The 23,098-nt window shown below is 44.3% G+C and carries 15 protein-coding genes; 4 read left to right on the top strand and 11 right to left on the bottom strand.

Translation table 11 applies throughout. The features are described from left to right. Positions 1–29 precede the first annotated feature (29 nt). From AC59IL_RS06090 to AC59IL_RS06080, 3 genes are all read right to left on the bottom strand, one after another. On the bottom strand, positions 30–2,624 hold the full coding sequence (locus tag AC59IL_RS06090) for an FG-GAP-like repeat-containing protein (RefSeq protein WP_496551208.1): 2,595 nt from the start codon (positions 2,622–2,624) through the stop codon (positions 30–32). Positions 2,625–2,711: 87 nt separating this feature from the next. After that, positions 2,712–4,205, bottom strand: a complete 1,494-nt coding sequence (locus AC59IL_RS06085) for a hypothetical protein (protein WP_496551207.1) — start codon at positions 4,203–4,205, stop codon at positions 2,712–2,714. 12 nt (positions 4,206–4,217) lie between these two features. Continuing rightward, positions 4,218–5,348, bottom strand: a complete 1,131-nt coding sequence (locus tag AC59IL_RS06080; RefSeq protein WP_496551206.1) for an ABC transporter ATP-binding protein — start codon at positions 5,346–5,348, stop codon at positions 4,218–4,220. A 212-nt stretch (positions 5,349–5,560) separates the two neighbouring features. On the opposite strand from AC59IL_RS06080, the gene AC59IL_RS06075 reads away from it, so the two are divergent. Continuing rightward, the gene (locus AC59IL_RS06075) at positions 5,561–6,559 is read left to right on the top strand and encodes an SPFH domain-containing protein (RefSeq protein WP_496551205.1); all 999 of its coding nucleotides are present in this window, start codon (positions 5,561–5,563) and stop codon (positions 6,557–6,559) included. Positions 6,560–6,579: 20 nt separating this feature from the next. Continuing rightward, positions 6,580–7,674, top strand: a complete 1,095-nt coding sequence (locus AC59IL_RS06070) for a TFIIB-type zinc ribbon-containing protein (protein ID WP_496551204.1) — start codon at positions 6,580–6,582, stop codon at positions 7,672–7,674. 27 nt (positions 7,675–7,701) lie between these two features. On the opposite strand, the gene AC59IL_RS06065 is transcribed toward AC59IL_RS06070, so the two are convergent. The 6 genes from AC59IL_RS06065 to AC59IL_RS06040 all read right to left on the bottom strand — a co-directional run bounded on the left by AC59IL_RS06065 (position 7,702) and on the right by AC59IL_RS06040 (position 12,016). Then, on the bottom strand, positions 7,702–8,229 hold the full coding sequence (locus tag AC59IL_RS06065; protein ID WP_496551203.1) for a hypothetical protein: 528 nt from the start codon (positions 8,227–8,229) through the stop codon (positions 7,702–7,704). 165 nt (positions 8,230–8,394) lie between these two features. Then, the gene (locus AC59IL_RS06060; protein ID WP_496551202.1) at positions 8,395–8,793 is read right to left on the bottom strand and encodes a DUF4242 domain-containing protein; all 399 of its coding nucleotides are present in this window, start codon (positions 8,791–8,793) and stop codon (positions 8,395–8,397) included. A gap of 171 nt (positions 8,794–8,964) precedes the next feature. After that, entirely contained in the window at positions 8,965–10,059 is a 1,095-nt protein-coding gene (locus AC59IL_RS06055; protein WP_496551201.1) for a nickel-binding protein, read from the bottom strand. A 143-nt stretch (positions 10,060–10,202) separates the two neighbouring features. Next, positions 10,203–10,583, bottom strand: coding sequence for a RidA family protein (locus AC59IL_RS06050; protein WP_496551200.1), 381 nt, complete (start codon positions 10,581–10,583; stop codon positions 10,203–10,205). 32 nt (positions 10,584–10,615) lie between these two features. Then, positions 10,616–11,128, bottom strand: a complete 513-nt coding sequence (locus AC59IL_RS06045) for a hypothetical protein (RefSeq protein ID WP_496551199.1) — start codon at positions 11,126–11,128, stop codon at positions 10,616–10,618. 36 nt (positions 11,129–11,164) lie between these two features. Next, a complete protein-coding gene (locus tag AC59IL_RS06040; protein WP_496551198.1) occupies positions 11,165–12,016 on the bottom strand; it encodes a CPBP family intramembrane glutamic endopeptidase in 852 nt (283 codons plus the stop codon). Between the two features lie 520 nt (positions 12,017–12,536). On the opposite strand from AC59IL_RS06040, the gene AC59IL_RS06035 reads away from it, so the two are divergent. Continuing rightward, the gene (locus AC59IL_RS06035) at positions 12,537–13,217 is read left to right on the top strand and encodes a hypothetical protein (protein ID WP_496551197.1); all 681 of its coding nucleotides are present in this window, start codon (positions 12,537–12,539) and stop codon (positions 13,215–13,217) included. A gap of 302 nt (positions 13,218–13,519) precedes the next feature. Further along, positions 13,520–16,867, top strand: coding sequence for a M12 family metallo-peptidase (locus AC59IL_RS06030; protein ID WP_496551196.1), 3,348 nt, complete (start codon positions 13,520–13,522; stop codon positions 16,865–16,867). Between the two features lie 82 nt (positions 16,868–16,949). On the opposite strand, the gene AC59IL_RS06025 is transcribed toward AC59IL_RS06030, so the two are convergent. Further along, positions 16,950–20,480 carry an alpha-L-rhamnosidase-related protein gene (locus AC59IL_RS06025; RefSeq protein WP_496551195.1) on the bottom strand — a complete coding sequence of 1,177 codons (3,531 nt, stop codon included), beginning with the start codon at positions 20,478–20,480 and terminating at the stop codon, positions 16,950–16,952. After that, the gene (locus AC59IL_RS06020; RefSeq protein ID WP_496551194.1) at positions 20,477–22,960 is read right to left on the bottom strand and encodes a discoidin domain-containing protein; all 2,484 of its coding nucleotides are present in this window, start codon (positions 22,958–22,960) and stop codon (positions 20,477–20,479) included. The genes AC59IL_RS06025 and AC59IL_RS06020 overlap by 4 nt, the downstream gene beginning before the upstream one ends. Positions 22,961–23,098: the final 138 nt, after the last annotated feature.

The following is a 23,098-nucleotide window of genomic DNA, read 5'->3' as shown; positions in this document are numbered from 1 at the left end:
AATGTATCCTTTCATGGTTATGGTCCTAATTATTGAATCAACAACACAAATCCTTTATAACGCTTGCTATTCCCGTTAACATCGGTGAGTAAAATGGTCCATACATAATTTCCGGCAGGTTGACTGATTCCATTAAAACTGCCATCCCACCCTTTATAAGGATTATCAGATCTATATACTAACTGTCCCCACCGGTTGAATATCTGCATGTCGAAGGTTTTGATAAATGCAGGATACTTTACCCGGAAAACATCGTTTATGCCATCGTGGTTGGGTGTAAATGCATTAGGCATATATAATTCGCATAGCCCGCGTTGAACCGTGATTTCATCACTAACGGTTTCGCATACATTACTCACCGTTACTTTATAGGTACCCGGCTGCGTTACCGTAAAAGTAGTACCGGTAGAACCATCCTGCCAGATAAAAGAAGCATTACCGGCTTCCGGCTTAAGTATCAATATTTGTCCTTCACACAGGGTAGTATCATTTCCCAACGGAAAGCGAGGCAGAACCAGGTAATCGATTTGTATGGAATCAGTTGCCACGCAACCATCAAGGCTTACGGTTACCCAATACACGCCCGGATTTTGAACGTTGATAGCATCAGCAGCATCGCCATTGCTCCATAAATAAGTAGCGTTTGGTTCATAGGCATTTAGTAAAAGAGTGCTTCCCTTACAAATGGCTGTATCATGGCCAAGATCAACCGATGGCAAGGGCTTATACCCTACCCTGATCGTATCTGATGCAGCACATCCGTTTTGAGTAAGCTGCAACCAATACTTGCCTGATTGAGTTACAGTCATTGATTCGGCATTGGAGCCATCCTGCCACAAATAAAGGGCACCTGTTACAGCCGGACGTAATATCATTTTTTGTCCATTGCACAGGGTCGTATCACTTCCCAAATCAAATATCGGAAGCGGTTTGAATGATACCTGAATGGTATCACTAACCGTATTGCTGCCACTGGTTACCTGTACCCAGTAGCGTCCCGCCTGTTTTATGGTTATGCTGTTTTGCATATCGCCGGTGCTCCACAGGTATTGACCACCAGGTACATTTACCCTGAGCACGAGTGAGTCGCCCTGGCAAAGCGAAGTATCATTACCCAAATTAACCAACAAACCAGGCGCCGCCATTTTAAGCACCGATACAAAATTGATGCTACTATTTGTAACAGAAATATCAGGCATATCATCGCCATCGATATCACCTATAGCAACCTGTACCGGGGTGCTACCCGACGCATAATCCATCTTCGGAGCAAATGACAGGGCATTGCCTGCCGTTGTATTTTTATATACAGACACTTTACCCGATGCAAAACTTGCCGCAACAAGGTCGGGTATTCCATCTCCGGTTACATCGCCTATCGCTACTCCCAACGGATTTGATAACGAAAAATCCTGTTTGGATGAAAAAGAGATGTTTCCTGCAACACTTATATTTTTAAAAAGAGACAGCGTGGATGAAGCAAGATTACTGACAACCATATCGGGTTTGTCATCGGCGGTTAAATCGCCCATAACTACCATTTCGGGATTTCCGCCTGTAGCATATTCCTGCCTGCCTGAAAAAGAAATTGAACCGGGTATACTGGTATTCCGGAGAATTGAAACACCACCCGACGCATTACTATTGGTAACAGCCACATCAGGCTTGCCATCGCCATCAATATCACTAACAAATGCTTTTCGTGGATAATCAGCAGTTGCAAATACACCGGCGGGGCTAAAACCCACGGCTCCCGCCACACTGATATTACGATAGATGGTAACAGTGCCGTTGCTTGTATTATTACTAAAGTCAATGATCTTATTGTTATCAGCAACTACAAGATCGGGTTTGCTATCGCCATCAATATCATGAATGGCAACGCCCCGGGGCCAGCTTGATGCTCCTGCAGATATATCAATTCTACCGGCAAAGACTATCGCCCCGGCAGTTGAGATATTCATATAAATAGAAATAAGGTGGTCGTTGATAGAAGTAATTACCAGGTCGGGCTTGCCGTCGCTATTCAAATCACCCATCGCCAAACCTTCGGGCAAATTACCGGTTGGCCATTTCATTTCGGCCTGCATTTGAACGGTGCCGCTGATACTGATATTTTTAAAAACAGATATATTGTTCGAATTGAAATTTGTGCATACAAGGTCAGCCTTACCATCTCCATCCAGATCACCAACGGCTATGCTGGATGGATAGGCGCCGGTAACAGCAAATGGTACGCGGGTAGCGTATGATGAAGGAGTAAGATCGGCACCTGAAATAACAGTAAATGGTATAGTGCTGTAACCGGTAAAATAGTTTGCAGTTACACTGATATAATTATGGGTAGCGCCCTCCGGAACGGTAACAGTAAGCTTTGCAGGTGTTGCAGCAGTTACAGCAGCCCTTATGTTTCCGAAATATACGATGTTACCGGCCGTGGTTGAATTGAAATTGCTTCCGGTAATGATCACTGTTGATCCTACCGGTGCCGATAATGGTGAAAATGAGCTTATTGATGGCTGTGCAAACAGGGACGATGCAAACAGCATTGCCACGAAAAATGTAGCAAACTGGTTAGCAAACCTTTTCAGACCGGCACAAGGCATAGTGTTCAGGGGTTTCAATGATGCAGGGTTAAAATATCGATAGCCGATTAAAGGAACAAGATAGTAAAAATAAATAAACCCGTGCTGCCCTGTGCGTTATACTGTTCATTCCTCAGGCAATGCATACCAGCGGCGGTAAACTTTGCTGATATAGGTAGCTAACAGTATCAATAATAACAGAATGCTTCCTATCTCTGCATAATATACATACCTGGCTAATTTTTCATGATCAGGCGAGCCACCCTGCTCAATAATCTGATCCCCTTTCCATTTAACATACCACAAAGCAATAAGCATCGGGAATATCGGAACGATAAAAACAAACAGATTTATCAATATGCCGGTTATCACATTTCTTTTTTTGACTGTCCAGGCCGTGAGTGAACCGAGGAAAAATAAAATCGTATAAACTGTTAGCAAGCTAAAAAATGGTATTTCGCCTGCATGTGAAAATGAAAGAACAAACGCTGTGAAAATTGTCAGCAGCAAACCGGTCAGCAGCGACAGAAAGAAAGTTCTTACAGTAGTATGTCTGAAAATAAATACCAGCAAAGTGATCACCAGTGTTACATAATAAAATATCCTTGCATAATCGGCAATATCCTCATCAGACCAATAATATTTTTTTGAAACAATATTATTGATGCCATTGCCAACATCACCGAGGTGATACTTTTTATGAACTATCTCAAACGGGCCATCATCTTTTACTATTTGGATAGTTGGTTCATACGATTCAAAAGTTTCCTCATAATTGTATTTATGAAGCAGTACGCCAAGTTCTTTACTGATTTTTGCTTTGTCTATCTGCTGCGGGTGCCTGAACAGCTTATTATAAATTTCAAATGAGCTCAGCAAATGCTGCTTTGTATACCTGCCTGTTTTTCCGGTGGTAATAAAAGCATAGTCTGGAGTTTTAATCAGATCATACAAGGTGTCATTCAATTTGACTATGCTATCAGTAATAGCGCGCCTGAATCTAAATTCTGCCGTATCAATCCTTGCAAAAGGATAAGCAACATCAGATTCTGTTGTTACTTCAACTCCATTTTCATCATAATTTTTGTATCGTGGTACTGGTTTATCTTTTACAATAGCAACAGTGTCGTGAACCCAGTTTACCTTCAACAGGTTATATTCAAGCTGGCATATTTTAAGGTTAATGGTATTTACATCTTCCACAATCTCTTCATCGCCATATGCAAGGTTTGCCCGAACACTTTCAACAACCGGATGAACAAAAGTGAACAATACGATGATGCCTGCCGAAATAAAATACATTATAAAAGTAGTAAGCCCATGCAATGGATGAATACTGCCATACTTTTTAAATATATTGAACCGGAGCAGGTATATCAGCCAAAGAGTTAGTGCGATCACACAAATGATAGATACAAAGCCTACCCAGTGGTCTGTAGTGGAATAGTCCCTTAAATCAGATGGCTCTAAAAAACAAAGCGCTGTCAGTAATAAAATGAACAATGACCCATAGTATAAAACAAGATGGGTGCGTGCACTCCAGGTGGCAGGTTTATTCAGCAATAATTTTTGTTCGGCTTTTTTTAAAAACCCTGGAATCAGAGGTCTTTTTATATTCATCGGTACTAAATATTAAATAAAGCGTTTGGTTGAATGGGTGATGTCGCGGAAATAAGAAATGGATATATTTTCATTAACAAGTCTTGATAAAATTTCCTGCGCCCGTAATTCCTTAGAAGTAATAGTATAGAAACCTCCATTATATTGTAACTCACCTTCGTTACTTAAAATACTCAATAAAGTTTCTCTTCCGGCAGTTGTTTCCAGTTCAACCACAAATGCATCATTGACTTTTTCCTGTTCACCCGTTCTGAAAAGGCAGGAACCGTTTTTAATAAGCAGTACCGTATCTGCAATTTTTTCCACTTCATGCAGTTGCTGCGAGCTTAATAATATACCCATGGGATTGTGCACCGATTTGGCCATAAACCGCAGATCGGTCAAAATGCTTTGCTGGGCATTGATGTCGAGGTTCGCCAGCGGTTCATCGAGTATCAGCAGTTTTGGTTTCTGTAATAATATACGTGCTATTTCAAACCGCGTGCGGTAGCCGCTGCTGATCTGGCTCCACGTAAGATGTGCATAAGGGGTTAAATCAAGCCGCTCGAGCATGAAATTCACCATCACATTATTTTCTTCGTCTTTAATATCCGATATGGCGGCGGAGAAATGCAAATTGTCTTTTAACAAACCATACCATTTTGGAATGCGTTGCGGTATAAAAGCGAGGTGATGCTTTATATCGTAATCATCAGGATTGTGCAGCTGAGCAAAATCCAATTCTCCCGAATCCAAGGCCAGTTGCCCTGCGATGCATCGCAGCAATGTTGTTTTTCCATTACCGTTTTCGCCCACTACGCCAAGCACATCACCGCTATTTATTTGCACACTGATGGGTTGCAGGCTGAAGTTTCCCGAGCGATAGCTTTTGCTTATTTCCCTGGCAGTTACAAGGGGTTTTGTTTGAAAGGTAAATTTTTCAGTAGCCTGGCTGATCTTATTCAGCAGGTCATTCGCCGAATCAAAGAATGTGGCCGGTATGGTTGTTTCTTTGTATTGCCGGTATGCCTGACTCACAGCAATCGATTCTTTCAGCAAAGAAATATCTGCTGTATCAAGGCTCGCATCCAATATTCTTCGTACGGCTAATGAAAGGTCATTGTGCAGGAGATGGGACTGAATTTCTGCAATTCTTGTATGCATGGGCGTTTAAGGTTGGCATAATGATACGGCAAAAAACTGAAAACTAAAATACCCCGCTGTGGCAAAATCAATTAATTATATTTCTTTAACGTATTTACATATTTTATTATCTTACCCCTGTATAATTATTGTAACTTTTTAACCGGTTCTGCTACTAACTAACTTATAATAATAAACAACCAATTTTCCGCAACTACTGAAATCAAAGTCATATGGGATTATTCGATTTTATTAAAAATGAATTTGTAGAAGTCATCGACTGGACAGATGACACCACCGATACGGTTATATATAAATTTCCCGACAAGGGCAACAAGATCATGAACGGCGCTCAGCTTACTGTGCGTGAATCGCAGGTAGTTGTGCTGATGAATGAAGGTGAGTTTGGCGATGTGTACAACCCCGGCAGGCATGAACTAAGCACGCAAAACATGCCGGTTACTACCACATTGAAGTCGTGGAAATACCTGTTCAACTCTCCTTTCAAGGTAGATGTGTTTTTTGTAAACACCAAACAGTTCACCAACCTGAAATGGGGCACCTCCAACCCCATTATCATGCGCGACCCTGAGTTTAAGCAGGTGCGTCTGCGGTCATTTGGTACTTATACCATGCGGGTAACCGATCCGAAAAAATTTATCAAAGAATTTGCCGGCACCAATCCGTGGGTACGCATAGATATGGTAAGCGAACAATTACGCAATACCATTGTAAGCAAATTGTCTGAAGGATTGGCCGAAGCCGGTGTTTCGGTACTTGACCTGGCCGCTAACTTTACCGAAATAGGTGAAAAACTGAAACCCATATTTCAGGCTGAGTTTGATACCTGGGGCATTGAGCTGGGCAAATTTTATATTGAGAATGTAAGTCTGCCCGAAGAAGTGGAAAAGATGCTTGATAAAACTACCGAATTGGGTATGCTGGGCGATAAACTAAACCAGTTTAACCAGATGCAAAGCGGTATTGCCCTTGAAAAGCTGGCCGAAAATCCCGGTGCAGCAGGTACTGCAGGCATCGGTGCAGGTGTTATATTGACCAACATGATGCAATCGCAACAACCAACGCAACAGACTACCAGTGCTACTGCTGCCGGTAATGATCAGCAAAAAATGCTTGACCTGTTGAAGCAACTGGGCGAATTGAAAACAGCCGGTATTTTAACTGAAGAAGAATTCAATAAAAAGAAAGCAGAGATATTAGGCAAGTTGTAAACGACCCTGACAACCTTCTTATGGAAAATTTAGAAAAAGATCCCCTGCTGCTATTTCCATGCCCTGGATGCAATGCTCAATTACATTTTAATCCGGCACACCAGCAACTCGAGTGCCAATATTGCGGCGTTAAAGTAAGCATTGATAAAGGAACCGATCATATCAGGGAGAACAACCTGCGGCAGCAATTGTCGGTAAGCGGCGATCCTTCGGTAGTTATAGAACAACAGGTATATAAATGTACCCGTTGCGGATCAGAAACAGCGTTCAACTCCGAAACACCCACTTTTATTTGCAGCTTTTGCAACTTCGAGGTGGTGAACCCGGTAGCTTATAAAACCCGCATCATTCAACCATCGGGCATTATTCCTTTCAACATCGATAAGCAACAGTCTGCAGCCATTTTTAAAAGCTGGCTGGGTAAAGGCTGGTGGGCGCCCCGCGATCTTAGCCAGTTTGCGCGACAGGATGCGCTGCATGGAACTTATCTGCCCTTTTGGACCTACGACGCCCAAACCTATAGCGAATGGAGCGGATATGGCGGCCGGTATTATTATGAAACAGAAGAAGTGGAAGATTCAAACGGCAACAAAACCACCAGGCAGGTGCAAAGAACCGAGTGGATCTACCGCTCAGGCACTTTCGAAAACTTCTTCGACGATATTCTGATCGGCGGCACCAAAGAGTTGGATCAAAGTGAATACGAAAGCGTTTTTCCTTACAACCTCGAAGAGCTGGTAAACTTCGATGCCCGTTATTTGTCGGGCTTTCAGGCCGATGTATATGATATTACAGTAAATGATGGTTATTCGAGGGCCGAAGCGATCATGAACAGCTCCATTTATGAGGCTTGTGTAGACCAATGCCGGATAGACACGCATCGTAATGTTGAGGTTAATACTTCCTATAGCAATCAAACCTATAAACATATTTTATTGCCTCTTTGGCTTTGCTCCTATTTTTATAAAAGCAAGCGTTATCACTTTCTGGTAAATGGTCAAACCGGTAAAATATATGGTAAGAAACCGGTATCGGCCGGCAAGGTAGTGCTTGCCATTTTAGTGGTATTGGCGTTGTTGACTATTTTTTACTTTGTTGGGACAAATAGTCAGTGAGCAGGGAGTTCGATCTTCTTCACTTTTTTAATCACTAACTCCAAAGTGAAGGTAAAAATATGTCCCATTACAATTAAAGAAGTAATCTTTATATGACGCCTCATACCATCCACTACCTGACAATACAACTGAATATGCAGAATAATTTTCCTGTAAAATCATTCTCATTACAGTAAACACGTTTTGCTTCAGATCTTTAAAATGAGTTCTTTCCAATATCTTCAGCCTTGTCGCCTCATCAATCCTGAATTTGGCAAAATACTCCATCACTTCCCCAACTTCAAAAATATACGACTGACAATATTCATTCAATGTATTATCAATATCCCCAAAAAAGTCTTCAACTACACTTAAATCAGCTTTCCAACCTTTTAAATTAAGATGATTAATAATTGATTTTTCAAAATCATTTGACAAGTTCTCTATTTTTAAAAAGTTGAAAGTGTTGCCGGTACCCTCAACGGTATTAAGAATTTCCAATGAAGAAAGCAATCCATTAAAGTAACTTATTAAATTATCTAAATTAATATCCGGTTGCTCCAGAAAACTATTCATGATTTTTATTGCCGGTTAAGATTTCGTATTATGCGAAACTAACACTAAAATCCGAATCAGTTGCCATCTTAAAACAGCAAAAGGCTCACCTTACAGTGAACCTTGCTATCCGTAGCCCCTGGTAAAACTTACTTAAGCCCTGTATTATAGCGACGATTATTTCTATTAGTTGCCCGTGGCAGTAGCCGGACTGATAATATCAGTTACTTCAACAATAGAATTAGCAGGGAAGCCTCCTTTTTTGGCATGCTCTTTAATCAGCTCTACATTTTCTGCCCTGTAAATACAATACATTTTGTTGCCGGTTACATAACTATGTATCCATTCAATTTTTGGACCCATTCCTTTCAACACGTTGCAGGATGTTTGAGAAGCACTTTTTAATTGTTCGGGCGTAAACTGGCCTAATCCGGGAATTTCCCTTTCAATAACATACATTTTCATGTTCGTTTGTTTTTTGGTTGTTGATTCGCTGGTTGTTGCAGCAGTTTGCGCCTTACCTGTAAAGCCTGCCAATAACAGGATGGCAAACATTAGTGTACAACAATGGATGATCCTTTTCATGTTTGTTTTGTTTTATGCATTTGGAATAACCAAAGATAAATTCAACACCCACAGAGGATATGTAACAAATCATTCAATAAATAACAATCCTGAATCAGACAAAATCAATGAAGGAGGGACTATAACAAATCATTCAAAAAATGGTACAATTCAATCAACAGGCAGAAAGTATTAATGCAACAAGTCAAGATAAGCCATGGGCAACAAGCCATAGTTCTTTTTAAAACATTTAGTAAAGTACGACGGACTGGTAAATCCTGCATCATATGTTATCTGCGAAATACTATAGTGTTGTTTGTTCATCAGTTCTTTTGCTTTTTCAAGCCTGAACTCTTTTAAAAATACATTGGGCGAAAGTCCGGTTAGTTCAATAGTTTTCCTGTACAACTGCGACTGGCTCATAGCCATCGCCTGACAAAATTCGCTTACCGTAAATCCGGGGTTCTGCCAGTTCTCTTCCAGTTTACTGAATAATAATTCCAGCAACATTTCATCGGGCGGAGTCAGCGTTAAAATATTATTGGCCGGCTTTTGTAAATGACCTTTGGCCAGCTCCTTAACAACTGATGCAACTGCAATGCGGGAATCACCGGTTATGAAGCATAGCTGCCTCGCAAATTGAATGGCATCGCCAAACAGTTGATTCATTTTTGAAACAGGCTCGCCGGCATTGATTCCAATTCTCAAAGCGGCTGCACGCATATCGGCCTGTTGCATTGCCTGCTGAATAGATAAAGCGCAGGACACCGCCTGCGAGGCAGCAGTAAAAGTAGTTATGAAACCAGTACCGGGATGTTCTGCTTCACGTCCATCGTATGCAGCCAGGTTGCTCCTTATTAAATCCGCACAACAACTCAACAACCCGTTCGCTTTTTCAACACCCAGTTCATAACGCAATAACACCGGGTCTTTGGTACTGATGAAAAGAATAATTCGAAAAGAAGGATCGTTAAAAACTTTCAAACCGTCGTTTGTAGCAGCATTTGGAGGGTCATAGATCCTGCCCAGAAAGGATTCAACCAGTTCCTGGTTTACTTCGATAATTTTATGGGGTATCAGACCGTGCGCTTTGTTGTGCATGGCTGCCACCGCTTCTTTGTCGGGTGCTTCAATAAGACAGAAAACATTTTCCCGTTCTTCATCAATCCAGTAGGTCATGCATTTGCAGTCATGTTCCTCCTGAAAAAGAATATCTTTCCGGTGCGCTTCGGCAACATCCCTGGCTTTGATGCCTGGAATAATATGAATATCCATGTAAAGCGGCATATTCCTGATTTTAAGCACTTCATCCCCGGTGCATCACTCACATAAATACCGGATACGATCTAAATTAAATTTAAGATTCCACATATGGATAATTTTTTTCCGCCGGTGGGCGAAATACTACTAAAGTTGTATAGATCTTTTTGCTATAAAAGTGCAATACATTCAACAGATATTAAGATGCCTCCCGGGAATGGCATTACCTGCGGAGTGCTTCGGGCCGGAGCATTGGAGGGGAACACTTCGCTATATACTTTATTCAGAACTGCGAAGTCATTACCGGAGACCATAAAAACAGTTGTCTTTACAATTTTATCAAGTCCGCTTCCAACTTCTTCAAGAATGGTTTTTATATTCAAAAAGGCCTGCCTTGTTTGTTCTTCGAAACTTTCACTCAACTTTCCGGTTGAGGGATTTAAACCGGGAGTTCCTGATAAAAAAACAAACTTATCGGCAATAACCGCCTGTGGAAATACCTCCGACATACGGGGCACCTGGGTTGAGTTGTGATTTTTTCTATTATTCATATTATAAGGTTTTAAAAAGAGTATTGAAGCTTTTAGTTATTCGCTGCATTTTGCATCAGCAATCGTTCAAAAGTTTTTCTGTTAATTTTATTCTTTCCATAGGATGCAACCGATGTAGTGTTATCCGGATCGCAAATGCTGTTAAACAAAATTTTGTCTTTGGCCCAGATTATCGTTATATGTTCACCCCAGCTTCTCCAGGTAAAACCACTTTTTGCAACTACTGCATCACTTGTCTTTTCTTTCAGTGTCCATTTAAGCTCTTTTGCAGTTTGTTGAACCGTTGTATTAAATTTATCTTTATCAACCGACAAATATATTGTCTTGAATTTTAGCCGGCGCTTTTGAACAATATAAAAAACAACGGCAGGCAACACCCAAATATAACCGTAAATTATAGCTTCGATTCGTGTCGTATGATGCGACAAGTAATCTCTGAATACATAAAAGGTTACCACTACAGGAGCAACAAGAAGAAGCGGAACAATAGCAAAATGCCAAAAGGTTTGCCACTTTGTCAACAACACAGTTTCAGTGTCTTTCATTCGTTGAATTTGCGCCTGTGTCATTTTAATATTCAATTACCCATGCATCGGATATGTAAACAAAAAGAAATGCAGCACATTAAAAAGGAAATGGGTGAGTATCGCCGCTAAGATACCTCCTTTGTAATATGCCCATCCGTATCCGCAACCAGCTATGAAGGCCAGCAACATGAGCGCGGGGCCACCGGTTGTATGCGCCAGGCCAAATAAAAGCGCGGTAATGAATAATGGTATATACAGACTTTTTCCTTTAAATGCCTGCTTACCAATAATACCCTGCAGATATCCTCTGAAGAATGCTTCTTCGCAAACTGCCACCAGCAGCAGGTTGTTGAGCGCCCATATCCAGGCCTGAGCCGGCAACCTGGGATCCCATGAAACAAAATGCAGCAACAGGGCTGTTCCCATACATATGGCGCTTATGATCAGCAGCGGCAGTGCGATGGCTTTTAATAATGTTTTTGTATCCGGACGATTACCATACCATACACTTCCAAAACAGGTAAAAAGTATAAAGCCAATAAAAGGTTTATCAAGATTAAGATACATGGTGAAAGGCGCTGCATCGGACGAAAACCGGACCTTATTAAAAACAAGCAGGTTATTAAAACCCGGCAACTTGTGCATGAACAACAGCATGCTCAATACAATAAATGCACAATGCATTGCAATTTGTTTCCATCCATGCAGGCGAATGGCGGCGAACAATGCACCAGCCGTCAACAGCAACCAGGCCAAACCGGCAAAAGTGATCTCTTTACCAGCAAAAGCCAATGCGTAGGCAACCAGCAGTACGGTCCACCCTGCGCGCAGGGTATATCTGAAACAAACCAGTAAACTTCCGGCAAAGAAAAATATCCAGTTTAGGGTAATAATATCCAGTTTCATATAAGGCTTATAGTTATACGTCTGTATTAATTCAGCAACACGCGGGCAGCGGAAATAAAGATGGAGTGCGCCGACAAACGAAAATAGGAAATTCTGTTGCTACAGTGGTTTGTAATATTATTTCAAAAAATACTAAATTCTACCATTTTGGCGCTCCCGGGATGTCATTCATTTCCTGGTTTTTCGAATTATAGAATTGAGCCCCTGCTTTAATAAAATTCACTCCGCCCTCGCCAGAGCTTCGGCCGGGGCTGTGGATTGCGGCCATTGCCGGAAGGGCAGAAAGCCTGAAGATCCTGTACCCCGCTCACGAATTAATGTTCAAATGACACCTCAATACTACATTCCCCTGATCTTCACTAAGTGTTTTTACTGATGCGTACCAGATACCATAGAGGCCGAACGCCCCGGCATTAAATGATTTACTAATATTATCACTTATGAACCCAGGTTCAGGCCTGAAATATTTGTAGTAGTAAAAAGTATCCAAATTTCTATGAATATCCGGAAGACGTACCGTATGCAACAGCTATATTATCGTGATTTTTACTTTCGCCCCACACGTGCCGTTCAAAAGCATAATTATTTTGTATATATGGTTTATAAACAAAACCATAACATAAAGCTGCTATTCGATAGTGTTTTGAACAAAGAAGTAGTCGACAACAATCATATTATTACCCTACGCAAAACCATCATCAATATAGGGGTGCCCATAACCCAGGGTGCGATGGCCGACGTAAAACATGCCGCAGATACGGTATCATTATTTTTTCGTGACCTGGCAGGTGACCATAACGATCTGGCGCATGTGGAAAAAACAATTAGTATTCTGCAGCGTTCAATCGGCAAATTCATGGAAGTAGAACAGAAACTGACCGATGAGCTCACAAACCTGTTATTCAGCTATGATTTTACCAGCCTGTATTCCATCAACTCGCACGACATCGACAATATACTGGATGTACTGCACGAGGTATGCAAGGGCATTCAACGCAACATGAAACGGTTGTCTGACTTCAACAGCGACATGCCTCTCATTGAAAGGAGCCGCCAGCCCGGATTAAAGGCAACCGATAGCGTCAATAATCTGATTCAAGGGTTGCAAAGATGGTGTATTGTACAGGAAACGATCACTATTCTACTACAGGAATGGAGGGCAGTGAGAGCAGCCCACGAAAGGCAGGAAGTATTGAATTAAATAAATTCCTTAATTGTATATACACTGTACCACATTCACTAAAATACATATTCGTATATTTCAGCATAACTCCCCTCATTTAACTTACAAGTTGGACCAATGTTTGCTATTCACTGAAGTTATTTTTAATGTCTGAATATCATTTAATGTTCAGCACTTTTTCGGCTGGAAGTTTTTTTTATCTTCACCCCTTCGTTATGTTTCAGCGTAATAACTAAAACATAACTAATATGAAGGTTCTTCGGAACATGAAAAAAATGATCCATTGTCGTTGAAAAATTTCACCTTAATACCTATACTCTATGATGCGCAAACTGTTGCTGTCATTTGCGACCAGCCTGCCGATCATGCATGCTATGGCACAAGACGGCCTCTGGTCTACTGTACCCAAAAGTTCTTTTCAAACTTACCTGAATGGCCGCTCAGCAGTTTCACCACTGCCTTCCAGCTATGAGCTGGTAAAGCTGAACCGCAGCTTGCTGCAACAGCTGCAACAACAAGCGCCACTGGTAAAGCCGGGAGAGCGTTCTTCCGTATCACCTGTTACCATTTCACTACCCCTGCCGATCGCCGGGCAATTTTTATCGGACGCTATTACTGAATCGCCTGTTTTATCTGATGCGCTTGCCAAACAACTGACCGGTTTTAAGACCTACGAATTAAAAGATCCGGTTACGCATAATTTGCAGGGCCGGTTAACCATTACATCGCAAGGCGTTACCGGTTTGATTTTTACGAAAAATGGCAGCGCATATATTAACCCTGTGAATCCCAATTATCCCGATGTTCACATGGTGTATTATGTAAAAGATATTCCTCTTACGCAACCTATACAGTGTGGTGTGAAAGAGTTAATAGACGGTACGGGTGCAGGCAACCGTGTTCAGGCCATCGAGGCCGGCGATTGCCGGTTACGTAACTACAAACTGGCCGTTGCCGCTACCGGCGAATACACAGCCTGGGCCGGCGGTACGCAAACACAGGCACTGGGATATATCGGCACGCTGGTGAACGATATAACGGCTATCTACCAACGTGATGCGGGTATTACATTTACGCTGGTAAGCAATAACAGCATTATTTTTACCGACGCAGCTACCGACCCCTACGGTACCGTAGGGTTTCCCGACGGCACTACGTTGAGCACCAACCATAGTACCCTTGTCAGTGCTTTAGGCAACAGCAATTTTGATGAAGGCATTGTGTTGAACAATGGCTGGAACGGTGGTCTGGCACAGTTAAGCGTTGTTTGTAACTCCGCCTCCAAAGGTCGGGGTGCAGCAGGTCTTACATTCGGGTCCGGCAGCAATCCTACTGCAGGCCCGCAGGGTCCCATCTTTACCGGCACGGTGGCCCATGAAATGGCCCATCAGTTCAGCGCTACACACACCATGTCTTCTAACTCCTCTTCGTGCCTCAACAATACTACTGCCGCTACAGCTTATGAACCGGGCGGTGGTTCAACCATCATGGCTTATGCAGGCTCCTGTGGCAGCGACGCTTACCAAAGCTATTCTGACCTTTATTTTCATGGCGGCAGCATTCTACAGATCGATAACTATGCCGTTAACTCTGCCACCTGCGAAACACCCGTTACAACGGGCAACTCAGCGCCCACTGTAACGGTGGCGGCTACCTCCTATACCATTCCCATCTCCACGCCTTTTATGCTTACGGCAACCGGCGCAGATGCAGATAATAATACTTTATATTATTGCTGGGAACAAATGGATGCAAACGTTATTACCAGCGGGCCGCCAAGTGCTACAGCTACCGGCGGACCGAATTTCCGTTCTTACCCGCCTACAACGAGCAACACACGTGTCTTTCCGCGCATACATGATATCGTAAGCGGTGCTGCCACTCCCTACGAAGTGTTACCCGGTGTAACCCGCTCCATGAGCTTTCAGGTTATGGTGCGTGATGAAGCAACGGGCGGCGGTTGTACAACGCAGAAAACGGTAACAGTAAACACCAATGCGACGGCAGGTGCCTTTGCCGTTACTTCACAAAGTACTGCCACCAGTTGGGCAGCCGATGGCAGCAATACAGCTACCATTACCTGGAACGTGGCCAACACGGATGTATCGCCTGTCAGCTGTTCGAATGTTGACATTCTGTTCTCCACCGATGGCGGCCTTACCTACCCTGATACGCTGGCGGCCAACACGGCTAACGATGGTTCGCAAACCATTACCATTCCCAGCCTGCCTACTTCTATCGGCCGTGTAATGGTGAAGGCCCGTGGTAATATCTTCTTTAATATCAACGCTGCCAATATTACCATCACCAGCAGCTGTTCAGCCAACGGCTCAACCTTTACGCCGGATGCTTCTGTAACCGGTGCCGCCGGCAGTTCGACGCTTGACCTGAGCCTGTCGCCGGTTTACGGCTCGGTTGTAAGCATCAGTGGCTCGCTGGCTACGACCGACCCGGTCAGCAACCTGTCTGTATATAACACTTCGACGAGTTCGTGCGCATCCTTTTCGAACACCTATCAATACGATACTTACCGGTTTACCCCCAGCGTAAGCGGTACCTATACATTTACCCGATCTTCGGGCAGCAATCTTGATATCTTTAACCTGTATTCAGACAGCTTCGACCCCGGTAACCCATGCAGTAACTTTATCGCTTCCAGTGGTCAATACAATGGTAGCAGTGTTTCAATTATAAGCAACTATACGGCCACGTTGAACGCGGGCCAGTATTATACCATGGCGGTTGGCACTTTCGGAAGCGGAAGCCCAACCTTGCCCAACAGCTATACCATCACGGTTTCAGGCCCGGGTACGCTTTATTCCAACACACCCAGTCCCGGTTCAGGCTTCAACTATACGTATGTGATAGTTGACAATGCTACCGGTTTGATCAAAGCCATCGATGCCGGCGCAAACCTGAGCAATGCCGTGAACTATCCAACCGGAAGTAACTATACCGTGTATGGCCTTTCTTATTCCAATGCTGTTTCTACTGCAACGCTGAACTCATATGCGGGCACCTCCTTTGCCGCGTTTCAGAACACATTGCTGTATAATCCTTCCACACTTTGCGGAAGCGTGAGTTCGAATAATATGCTGGTAAGCATTACCGCTACACTACCTGTAGAAATGCTCACGCTAAATGCCTATAAAGTTGGAAATACCGTTAACCTGAAATGGGCTACAGCATCGGAGCAGAACAGCAGTCATTTCGAGATCTGGCGTTCGGCCGACGGCAACAACTTCGACAAACTGATTGGCACCGTGGCGGCGCAGACCAACAGTCGTTTACGCGCTGATTATGCACTGAACGATAACGCGCCATTGACTACCTGGAATTATTACAGGATAAAACAATTCGACACAGACGGCAATTCATCTCTGGGAAATATTGCACGCATTAATATGCAGCAAAACAATACAGCCCTGACTGTATATCCCAACCCTGTAAAGTCATCGCTTACCCTTGAATACAATTCAACCAGGATAGAAACAGTACGCGTTCGCGTTCTCAATAGCGTAGGTAGTGTTATTTATCAGTCAGGCTTTACAGCACAAAACGGCACCAGCCTGTACACTATACCTGCCGGCAATTTTGCCAAAGGCATATATGTAGTGCAGTTAGTCAGTGACAGTGGCAGTTCAACTGCCCGGTTCGTGAAAGAATAACAACAAATAATAATACTGATAATGAAGAAGGGTACTTAACTCGCAGGAGATAAGTACCCTTTTCAATTTATAATGCCTGATCTTATTCTATCACCACTTTTTTAACCACATCGCCGTTTCGGCCTCCTTTAAGCAATGCATAATAAACACCTTTGCTTAAACCGCTTACATTGATCGTTACAGAAGAAGCATTCTGCGACAGCGTCTTCGTTATAACGGTATGCCCGCTTGCATTGGTTATATACAGATACCTGTAACCCGAATTACCGGGGTATACGGTAAGTATATTGCTGGCCGGGTTAGGAAATATTTTTACAGCCGCTTTATCATTAACTGCAGTCTCCTGTTCACCTGCATGCACCCCGGCAGTTGTACGTGCAGTAGCTGTTACATCTACCGGTGTGAATGCAAACCAGTTGATGTTCCATCCGCCTGTTTGTGCATAAAGACCAAAGTTGTAGGTTCCTTTTGTGAGGTAAAATGTTCCCGAAAGCGTTTGCCAGTTCTGCCAGCCTCCGGTAGAAGGAATATCCAGCGTATCGAGCACAGCGCTGCCCGCATTGATATCCAACGTAAGTTTTCCACCACCGTTCAAACTTGATACGCGGTACTCTACCAGGTAGGTGCCGGTTTGTGGAACAACAATGTTGCTGTATGCCATCCAGTCGCCCATGTCGATGGCACCTACATTCAGTGTGCCTTCCGAACAGCTTTCTGAAATTACGCCGGAAGAGTTAGAATAAGTTTCTGCTTCGATCTTAGTGGTGATGGGTTGTATGGAAACAGAGCTCAGCGCATCGTTCCATCCATCGTTTACGAGGCAACTATCATCGGCTGTTTTTATCAGTGAACTGCCGCCAAAATCGGTATCCCAGTACAATATGGCCCGATATCCGTTCATTACCTTGAGAGAAGATACAGAATCGTTGGGTATACCGCGCGCTATCAGATCAGGCAAACTGTAATTACCTACAGGCAGGGCAACGGCCTTTCCGGTAAAATTACAATCGAGGTACAACACAGCAGGTGGATTAGCGCTTGTTTGGGAGTAAGCGTTGAAAGTCCATGAGCCGGGCTGAACATTGAACCAAATGTAAGCGTTGTCTTCAAACATAAACGTTACGCCTGTTACGGTACCAGTGGTAGCACCATTCACCCATACAGCGGTGCCATTGACATCGATCTCCTTCACACCTGCAGCAAGCATACCTTTGGGTACCGCCACAATACCTAACGTATTTGCCGGATTGGTCAGTGACTGTGTAAACACACCGCTGCCCCGGGTATAGGAGGCTGTGATATCACCTTTAACCGAAGGTACTATTGCAGAAATGCTGGTGAGATCGGTCACCTGGGGCTGAAAAATAAATTCACTATACCCCGGCCGTGAAGGTTGAATTCCCAGCACCCAGGCGCTCAGCTGGTACAACGGCCCGGCGCTCCAGGCGTGATTGTTGCTGTTAGCTGCAGGAAACTCTTCCCATAGAGTCGAAGATGTACTGTTGATCATGTCGGCATACCGGGTGCGCATTCTTGTCAATGCATCACCGGGACTCAGCATCGACATCGCCATTTCAATATACATTTCCTGGTAGGGGCTTGCGTCGTTCCTGTTCTTCAGCACCGCTAACACACCCGGTCTCTTTGCAAGGTCTGCCATGCCGGCCAGCACTGCCCAGGCATTGCTTCTGTCGTCAATGACCGATGATTGAACGCCGTTATTTCTGTGGAATACATAAGCATTTGCAGAACTGTTCCAGAAATAGGTGTTGAAATTTGCTTTTACCTTATTCTGCAATGTTTGATAATTGGCTTTGTCGGATGAAGCCCCCATCACATCGGCTATGTTGATCATGGCGTCGAGCAATACAATGTATAATGCATTGCATACAGTGTTGGCGCTTCCTTCTACAATATCTTTATTGCTGCCCCAGTCGATCCAGTTCCACAAGCTATTACCCGGGCTGTGTTGCAGTATCAGCATGCCATCACTGTTGGCAGTGGATGCGCAATAATCAATGAACTTTTTGGCCTTCGGATAAACTTCCTGCAGCAGGGCCGCATCACCGGTGTACCGGTAGTACTTCCACAACATTGCTGCAGCAGCCATGTTTTGATCGGGCAGGCCAAATGCCGTTCCCGGCGCTGTTGTGTACAACGAGCCGTCTGTTTTTTGTGTATTGAACAGTTCTCTGAATCCTTTTTTGGTAAGCAGGTTGGCATTTTCATCATACAGGTAAAACGAATACAATATCTGTTCCGAAACATCGCCCCACCACTGGCCGCGCTCCCGGTTGGGGCAGTCATAATAAATATCGCGCATGCACACCCGCGAAGTATTTTTACATTTTGTCCATAGTGAATTGAGCGAGGCGTCATTGCAGGTAAAGCTGCCGCGTACTTCAGTGTTGTAGCTCGTTTGCCTGAACTTCAGATCCAGGATGGAGACGGTGCCTGTAACATTCGAGAAATCGTAGGTTACTGTGTGATTACTCGAGTTCTGCCAGGCCAAACACTCAAACTCCTGTACCCCCTGCTTCGTAATGTATTCCTGAAAGTAAAAATCATTCAGTGTGATCCTGATCTTCACGCCTGCCGGTGCATCCACCTTCAGGTACGGTGTTCCCTGAATGTTAATACCCAGGTTTTCGGTTATAGTAGCGTTTGAACTGATGGTTGAAGGATATGCATTGCTATAAGAAGTCAATCCGTAATCTTTCCAAAAAGGAATCGTGCGCGGCATCAATGTATTCCAGGGCGCTGCAGGCGGCAAGCCTTTGTTTACAGCGTATCCCCAATTACTATCATCATAGCCCGCTGCCTGCCAGCCCTGCATGGCGTTTGAGGCATCATAGCTCACCGGCCATGCTACCCATTTATAATCGCCGGCGGGCTTTAGCTGGTTGTTTTCGGAACCATAGGCCACATCGCATACACCTGGCAGTGTGAACGACTGTCCTTCAGCGGCGCATAAGGTCCAGGGATTGCCACTTCCCGTTACTCTGTAATATCCCGACTTCACTACGTTGGGAAGCGGATCGAGGAAAGTGGCGTTGTTGAATGTAATGGTGCCGCTTACACCGTATTTGAAGTTGAAAGTACCCCGGTTAAAAGCAGGATTAAGCTTCACCTTCCAGCTGTTGTCAGATACAATGGTAGCGGGCGTTGCGCCTTCGATACCGGCCTGAAATAAAAAGCCGCCATTGCTTGCCGTACGTTGCGAATAACCGGGTGAGCCTCCTTTGTACCATACCAGCACTGCTATGGTATTTTCTCCACTTTTCAGGTAAGGCGCCAAATCTACTTCGTCATAATAGGTATTGTTAAGGTCGGGGCGTATATCGAGGCCGCCGTCTTTCACCACGAGGTTATCGTTCACGTACAGCCAATACTTGTTTTCCGCCGCAATTCTTGTGATGGCTTTGGAGGGCTGTGCGCTGAGGGTTACTTTTTTTCGAAACGATAACCAGGTATTATTGGGTCCCGCATCAGAAGTCCATACCCAGTTGGCGCTCCAGCTCTGCGCACAGGTACGACCGGGTTTTAAAAGGAAAGGAACTGACAGCATGAACGCTATCAGCCATTTTGTGATAAGGTGCTTGTTAGTTTTCATTGTATTGAATTGAATGAAGGAATAATTCCGGTTATCATTAACCCGGCAGTTGCAGGTGTTCCGAACAATTCAATCTCGGCCAGTTGAAGAATCGTTCCGCTGTTGTTGTTCATATTGAACCGGTAAAACGTGTAACCGGTACTGTTACTGAAGCTGAAATTCCTCGTTTGAAAACGGTTCGGAAAATCTTCGTTCGGGCGGCTGTCGATCGTTGTCCAGTTGCTGCCGTCGTTCGATCCCTGCAATGTCCAGCTCAAAGGATCCCGCTCGGGGTAATCATTGGCAGAGGTGATGGAATAACCTGTTACTACATAGCTTGCCAGCGCCTGGTATTGTATAAAACCCGAAGCATTAAATGTGAGATACTTGGTATTGATATTGTTATCGATCAGGTTAGTATATTCTTCAGCCGGAGGAGAACCTGTTTGGTATTGTGCACTGATGGTCCCGCCGAGGTCGGTAATATCTACGCCTGCAGGAGCGGGATCTACCGGCAGCCCATTGGCTTCCCTGATCAACTGAAAAAAATGATCAGGACGTACCACTACATAGTTTGAACCGAGTGAACTGGCTACGTTCTTAAAATTGGTTGGCTTAATATCTTTCCAGGGTTGCGCCTGAATGATGATGAACCTGGGCTCCGTACCACTCCATCCCGAAGCTGCAGACGCAATGGCATCTTTCATGTCCTGTTCACTGCCACAATAGTTACAGGAAAACGCCATCCCCGGAAGGCTGTTATTATAGATGGTCAATCCACCACCTGTATTTTGTGCCGTAACGCCCAGCAATGACGGCGCCTGCGCGGCGTAGGTTTGGCCCACGCTTTGGTTAATGCCGCCGGTAATGGTATTCCAAACGGTAACAACCCTGATACCAGCCCTGCGATTGTAGTTGTTGGTTTTATAAATAAACTGGTTTAATGCATTTTGATTCGGCCAGATGTTAGGGTAAGTATACCCGTAGCCGGAAGGTCCCGAGATCAGGTTGTCGTTATCAGTAGCTGTTTGGTGAAAGTAGTTCAATGCACCGGGCATGGCATCCACCATGGCTGGCGAAAGCGTCCATCCCATGGGCACCGAGCCGCGATCGGCATTATTCCACAACTTGCGCATCAGGTGCTCAACATACTGCAAATTGTCGCCATCACTTAATACGAAGGCTACATATATCTTATTCTGCAATGCCGGTTTTGCCGGTATGGGTTTAATATTTACAGTCCGGGGCATACCACTATGAACCGTTAAATTGCTGCAATAATCACTTGCAATAGTTGCGATACCGTATTCGGATGCTCTTTCTACACCCGTTCCTTCATCGGTCCACCAACCCATGTAATTGGAGCCGGCCGGCATGGAGGATAGAAAATTGTTTAGCAAGGCACTTTCATCGGCAACAGCCGGATCAAGCCATACCACCGCAGCGCCTACCGCCGTAGCGTATTCGCGTAATGCAGCCTTGTGCGCTTCGGGATTTAACCCGATCAGTAACCGATGGTCAAGGTTGGGCCAGTAAGTATTATAGAGTGTTTGATATATCTGCAGCTTGCTGGTGAACTGGCCGCGTAAATCGAGCAACACGGGTAAATTATAGGGCGCAGAAGTTAACTTTGATAGTAAGGAGGGAGAAGCAATAAGCGCGTTGCGGTCTTTGGCAAGCACTGTTGCCAGATTAACGGTGTGAATCTGCGCTGGGTCGTAAACAATTAAGCCGGAAATATCGCTGCGATATTTTGTAATAAGATCCCATTTATCTGCAGGTATCGACCAGCCCAAACCCAATGACTGCAGCCAGGTATATTGTCCTTCTGCATAGGCATCTCCTTCATACGAAAAGATGCGTGGCTGTGTTCTGTTCACAATTCCTTTCAGCGAAGCAAACAGGTACATTTCGGCAGCGGAAATATTTTGCTGAACACTAACCCAGTCTACCTTTGTATAGGCCGCTCCCCGCCAGTATACGCGCAACTCGATGGAATGATTATCTGCCGGCATGGTAAACGGTAATGTAAAGCTGGTATAGCTGCCCGCAACCGGAAACTGCAAACGGGTAATCGTTTGCGAGGCAAGTATCACGCCGGTGGTAGCATCCCTTACATCAATATCCACCACCGCGTCGTTATTGGCGGTATTGTTGTCGGTCTTCATCCGAAATTCGGCTACATTCGGTCCGGCCGGTATGCTGGCATCATATGGCCCGTAAATCATATGATCATTGGCCGCATCTATTCCGGTTTGGCAAAGCCAGCCGTCGGTTTCCAACCGTCCGGTTTTGTGGCTCAGATACGGACCTTCGCCTTCCCACTGAGAAGCCGTTTCCCTCAATGTAATTAAATCCTGGGTTGATGCCGGTGACGGAAAAGAAGGTAGTAACTGACCGGAAGGCCATGTTACCTGAGTCATCGACGTTATGAAGCACAGCAGAAGCAGGGGCAACAGCGTTGTTGCCCTTTTCATAGATAAGGTAAATGATTGGGTCATAGGTTGAGGTTTACCGAAAGGTATGCGTTTAGCAAAATATACTTTTCCTGATGTGCACAACTTTTACTGCGCACCACCCATATTCTGCTTATCAGGCGATTATACATTTTCGTGAAGCCTCACATATGATAAGCGTTG

It is taken from the genome of Niastella sp. sgz303648 (assembly GCF_059587045.1).
Note: the sequence above shows the minus strand (reverse complement) of the source record. Positions and strands in the feature narration are given on the sequence as shown.

What these genes read in the sequence shown, in the direction of transcription:
- AC59IL_RS06085 (WP_496551207.1), bottom strand. Translation starts at nt 4,205, where the DNA reads ATGAATATAAAAAGACCTCTGATTCCAGGGTTTTTAAAAAAAGCCGAA.
- AC59IL_RS06080 (WP_496551206.1), bottom strand. Translation starts at nt 5,348, where the DNA reads ATGCATACAAGAATTGCAGAAATTCAGTCCCATCTCCTGCACAATGAC.
- AC59IL_RS06075 (WP_496551205.1), top strand. Translation starts at nt 5,561, where the DNA reads ATGGGATTATTCGATTTTATTAAAAATGAATTTGTAGAAGTCATCGAC.
- AC59IL_RS06070 (WP_496551204.1), top strand. Translation starts at nt 6,580, where the DNA reads ATGGAAAATTTAGAAAAAGATCCCCTGCTGCTATTTCCATGCCCTGGA.
- AC59IL_RS06065 (WP_496551203.1), bottom strand. Translation starts at nt 8,229, where the DNA reads ATGAATAGTTTTCTGGAGCAACCGGATATTAATTTAGATAATTTAATA.
- AC59IL_RS06060 (WP_496551202.1), bottom strand. Translation starts at nt 8,793, where the DNA reads ATGAAAAGGATCATCCATTGTTGTACACTAATGTTTGCCATCCTGTTA.
- AC59IL_RS06055 (WP_496551201.1), bottom strand. Translation starts at nt 10,059, where the DNA reads ATGCCGCTTTACATGGATATTCATATTATTCCAGGCATCAAAGCCAGG.
- AC59IL_RS06050 (WP_496551200.1), bottom strand. Translation starts at nt 10,583, where the DNA reads ATGAATAATAGAAAAAATCACAACTCAACCCAGGTGCCCCGTATGTCG.
- AC59IL_RS06045 (WP_496551199.1), bottom strand. Translation starts at nt 11,128, where the DNA reads ATGAAAGACACTGAAACTGTGTTGTTGACAAAGTGGCAAACCTTTTGG.
- AC59IL_RS06040 (WP_496551198.1), bottom strand. Translation starts at nt 12,016, where the DNA reads ATGAAACTGGATATTATTACCCTAAACTGGATATTTTTCTTTGCCGGA.
- AC59IL_RS06035 (WP_496551197.1), top strand. Translation starts at nt 12,537, where the DNA reads ATGCAACAGCTATATTATCGTGATTTTTACTTTCGCCCCACACGTGCC.
- AC59IL_RS06030 (WP_496551196.1), top strand. Translation starts at nt 13,520, where the DNA reads ATGATGCGCAAACTGTTGCTGTCATTTGCGACCAGCCTGCCGATCATG.
- AC59IL_RS06025 (WP_496551195.1), bottom strand. Translation starts at nt 20,480, where the DNA reads ATGAAAACTAACAAGCACCTTATCACAAAATGGCTGATAGCGTTCATG.
- AC59IL_RS06020 (WP_496551194.1), bottom strand. Translation starts at nt 22,960, where the DNA reads ATGACCCAATCATTTACCTTATCTATGAAAAGGGCAACAACGCTGTTG.